The following is a 4,568-nucleotide window of genomic DNA, read 5'->3' as shown; positions in this document are numbered from 1 at the left end:
CCTATCTGCGCTGCCACGATGACATTGGCTGGGCAATCGATGATGCTGATGCAAGTGAACTTGGCATTAATCCATATGCCCATCGCGGCTTCCTTGCAGAGTTCTATGCCAATGAATTCGAAGGTTCCTTCGCTCGCGGCGTTCACTTCCAATCAAATCCAACAACAGGCGATCGCCGAACATCAGGGAGCGCCGCAAGCTTGATTGGTATTCAAGCTGCAATAGAGAAGAAGGATGCACCTGCTCTGCAGACTGCTATCGATCGCTTGAAGTGCGCATATGCAATGGTCTTTGGCTTTGGTGGGCTGCCGCTTCTTTATATGGGCGATGAACTCGGCATGGTCAATGACATGAGCTTCCTCAAGAACCCATCGAAGGCCGAAGATAACCGGTGGATTCATCGCCCATATAAAGAAGCGGGAGGCCACCGAAGCCAAAGACCATTGCATATGCACATTTCAAGCGATCGATGGCGGTCTGCAGTGCAGGTGCATCCTTATTCTCAATTGCAGCATGAATACCAATCAGGCTTGCAGCGCTACCTGATGTTCGGCGATCGCCTGTTGTCGGATTTGATTGGAAGTGAACACCGCGAGCAAAGGAGCCTTCGAATTCATTGGCATAAAACTCTGCCAGGAAGCCACGATGCGCATATGGGTTAATGCCAAGTTCACTCGCATCAGCATCATCAATTGCCCAGCCAATATCATCGTGGCAGCGCAGATAGGTGGCCCAGCCGGAAGTTGTCGGAACCGGGGCAAACTTTGAGAGTGCATGTGCCATCAATCGGCCATCACGTGATGCAAGTGCAGACCAGATCTGCACCATCAGGCTGTTGTGGTAGGCGATATCAGAAACTTTTCCTGCATGGTCGCCTTGCCCAAGGTAATGAACAACATCCTTCGGTCCAACGATCGCTTCAGCTTTAAAAATCAGTGATGGGGTTGAGATATGAGCCGCGGCGCGAAGTGCCTGTGTAATTGCATGGACCTCAGGTTGGTTTTGACTATCGGTGCCAAGGCGTTTCCAAATAAATGCAATTGCATCCAAGCGCACACAGTCGGCTCCTTGATTAGCGAGGTAGCCGATGATGTCGACGTATTCGAGGAAGACATCGGGGTTGGACCAATTTACATCCCATTGGTAATCATTAAATGTAGTCCAGACCCATGCCTTCAACTCTTCATTAAAGGTGAAGTTACCTGGCGCAAATGTTGGAAAAATCTCTGGCAGAGTCTTCTCGAATTGATCTGGAATTATGCGGTCATCATATGCGTAGAAGTAGTTGCGATACTTCTGATCTCCGGCCTTTGCCTTCTCTGCCCACTCGTGTTCTTTTGCAACATGGTTAAGAACTAAATCGAGGGTGAGTGAAATCCCTGATTCGTGTAGTTCTGATGAGAGCTTCGATAAATCTTTCATCGATCCTAAATCTTTTCGCACTGTCCGGTAATCCATCACCGCGTAACCACCATCGTTGGGTGATGGCCGCGGGGTAAGAAGTGGCATCAAGTGCAGGTATGTAATTCCTAGATTTTCTAAGTAGTCGATCTTCTTTCGAATCCCATTCAGGTCACCAGCAAACAGATCTGCATAAGCGACATAACCCACGGCATTCGGTGATTGAAACCAATCGGGGGCGAGGATGCGCGACTGATCGCGGTCACGTAATTCTTGAGTGCGAGCTGCAAAGATCCCAGCGATGACGTCAACAATCTTCTCCATGGTTGATTCAGCTGGATAGACCGCTGCCAGGCCGTCATAGAGGTCTTGGGCCCACCGGTCATAACGAAGCAAGAGATCAGGAAGGCCTGGGTCGCTCTTCAGGTTGCTAGCGAGCCTCTTACGGGCAGCATCGATGGTCTTCTGGCGCGTGCTCATAATGTGTGAGCCTAGTTAGGCTTGACGGGCCTTGGAAGGGAGATGAGAGTTTTGTAACCCAATTGAAACCAATTTTCAGAATTGTTCAGTGATTAAACTGCACCTATGACTCTGCTCCATGCGCTCGACCTCTTGTCGACATTTGTCTTCGCTCTCGTCGGTGCCCGAGTCGCAGCGGATCGTGGCTTGGATTACGGAGGCATAACTTTCATTGCCACCATTGCCTCAATCTCCGGTGGCACTCTGCGCAATGTTTTCTTGGGCATCATGCCGGTCTGGATTACCGATCCTTGGATTCTGGCTTCAGTCTTGGCAGCGGTTATCATCACCTTAACCTTCCGTCGTGTTACCCACGTCGGCAAGACGCTCTTAGCGATGGACACTTTTGCGCTCGCAACCGCGACGATGTCAGGAACTCAGCTCGCATTTGAAATCAATATTCCTTGGTACTCATCCATCATCTTTGGTGTCATCACAGCTGTTACTGGTGGTTTGCTTCGCGATGTTCTTTGCCAAGTAGAGCCAGTGCTACTTCACAGAGAGACAATCGGCACAAGCGCGTTGATGGGTGCGAGCACTTTTGTTGCCCTCATTGCACTCAATGTCGCACAAATCCCTGCAGTAATCATGGGCGGCTTTGTTGTGATTGCAACCAGATTCTTTTCAATTCAATTTGATTTGCACCTCCCTAAATTTGCGAAATAAATGCTTGCTTACATCACGCGACAGATAATTCGCCTTCGAGTCGCTGTCATCGTCGCTTGGATTGCAGTTGCGATTTTTGGAGTCTTTGCTTCGTTAGGTGTGAACGCCAAGCTTTCAACATCACTGGCTGTGCCAGGGTCAGATTCCACAAAAGCGGAAGAGATCACAGTCAAGAACTTCGGTGAAAATTCTGAGGGAACTTTTACCGTTGTCTATCCCTTCACGCACGCAACGACTGAAGAGATTGATGTATTCAAATCAAAGGTGGCCAACGCTGCAAAATCCATTCCCACGGGCAAGGTGATCCAGAGCAAAGTTCTTGAAGGAATTCTCTATACGGGAATCGGAACTTCGCTCAACCTCAAAGATGCCGCACAGTTAACTGGGGATCTTCGCGCAGCTCTTGTATCAGAAGGTTTGAAAGGCGCAATGGTCACCGGACCGCCTGCAATTCAAGGTGACTTCGAACCAATCCTGAGCTCAGATTTAAAGGGCGGTGGAGTCCTTGCGATAGGGATTGCAATCTTTATCTTGATTCTCATCTTCGGGCTGTCTCGCGCAGTGGTAATTCCATTTATTACTGCGGGGGCCACCATTGCTGCTGCGATATCTGCGGTCTTTCTCTTGGCAGACCACGTTTTAATGGTGCTCTACATTCCAAATGTTGTAGAACTTATTGGCCTTGGCCTTGCTATCGATTATTCAATTCTGATCACCCATCGATTTATTGCCGAAATCAAGATTGATCCATCTGATCGCGAAGGCGCAGTCGTTCGTACGATGGCTACTGCCGGACGTACAGTCCTGCTCTCAGGTCTGACAGCATCTATAGGGCTTACGACGCTCTTCCTTGTACCGATTCCATTTATTCGCTCTCTCGGCGCTGCAGGTCTGGTAGTCCCTGTGGTCTCCGTCCTCGCTGCTCTGACGTTGCAGCCGGTTATGTTGTATTACCTAGGAGCAAAGGGAGTAAAGCCACACTTCATTAAGGGCGCATTCAATGCCAGCGATGAGATGCAAGGGCTGTGGGCAAAGATTGCAACGCTTGTGATCAAGCGACCATGGCAGGTTCTCGTCAGTGGCGTTCTTGTCTTGCTGTTTGCGGCATCTTCCGTTGCATGGCTTCAACTGACACCGACTTCGCTGCGCGCCATTCCAACTAATATTGAATCAGCTCAAGGTCTGAACTTTGTAGTCAATCGCGTCGGCCCGGGACTCGTAACTCCAACTGTGATTGTGATTGATTATGGAAAGCCAGGTCAAGCCTTGCTTCCGGAGAATGTAAGGATGCGCACCAAGCTGGGACTCAGTGTCATTGTCGATGATGCAGTCCTGGGTGGACAAGCTGACAGCACTCCGCAATTTGTTGACCCTACGGGTCAATACCAACGTATCTTTATTATGGGAATCCATGAATTTGGTTCTGAAGAGTCAAAGGCATTTATTCAACGTCTTCGCGAAGATTACATTCCACATTCAGAGCTATCTCAAGTTGCCTCAATATACGTTGGAGGAGCAGCAGCCCAAGGTGTCGACTTTCTCAAGGTTGTTTACAGCACTTTCCCGATTATCTTTATAGCTGCTTTGGCTATTGCTTACTTCTTGTTGATTAGGTCATTTAGATCATTAATTCTGCCTTTGGTTGCAGTTCTCCTTGATCTCATTTCTCTAGCTGCTACCTATGGCTTGTTGGTGGCCGTCTTTAGATTTGGCTTGTTATCGCCAATTCTTGGGACTTATCACGTGCCTCAAATCGAGGGCTGGGTGCCAGTCTTCCTCTTTGCAGTTCTCTTCGGCTTATCTATGGATTACGAAGTCTTTATCGTCTCTCGTATGCGCGAGGCGCGCGATAAAGGTGAATCCACTACAGATGCCATTAAAGAAGGTTTGGCTCACACAGGGGGAGTCGTTAGCGCTGCTGCCATCATCCTCGTCGGTGCGCTTGGAGGCCTTGCTAACGGTCACATTGCAGGCTTGCAAGA

4 protein-coding genes are annotated in these 4,568 nt (G+C 49.2%); 3 read left to right on the top strand and 1 reads right to left on the bottom strand.

All coding sequences use genetic code 11. The features are described from left to right. Positions 1 to 204, top strand: a 204-nt coding sequence (locus tag ACKOVI_RS02850) for a hypothetical protein (RefSeq protein WP_509602513.1), incomplete at its 5' end; no start/stop codon positions are given. Between the two features lie 156 nt (positions 205 to 360). On the opposite strand, the gene ACKOVI_RS02845 is transcribed toward ACKOVI_RS02850, so the two are convergent. Further along, entirely contained in the window at positions 361 to 1,881 is a 1,521-nt protein-coding gene (locus ACKOVI_RS02845) for an alpha-amylase family protein (protein WP_509602511.1), read from the bottom strand. Between the two features lie 105 nt (positions 1,882 to 1,986). Between ACKOVI_RS02845 and ACKOVI_RS02840 the strand changes: the two genes are divergently transcribed. Both ACKOVI_RS02840 and ACKOVI_RS02835 read left to right on the top strand, forming a co-directional pair. Continuing rightward, entirely contained in the window at positions 1,987 to 2,586 is a 600-nt protein-coding gene (locus tag ACKOVI_RS02840; RefSeq protein ID WP_509602510.1) for a trimeric intracellular cation channel family protein, read from the top strand. Next, positions 2,587 to 4,568, top strand: a 1,982-nt coding sequence (locus ACKOVI_RS02835; RefSeq protein WP_509602509.1) for an MMPL family transporter, incomplete at its 3' end; no start/stop codon positions are given.

The sequence above is a fragment of the Candidatus Planktophila sp. genome, assembly GCF_046070465.1.
Classification (GTDB): Bacteria; Actinomycetota; Actinomycetes; order Nanopelagicales; family Nanopelagicaceae; genus Planktophila.
Note: the sequence above shows the minus strand (reverse complement) of the source record. Positions and strands in the feature narration are given on the sequence as shown.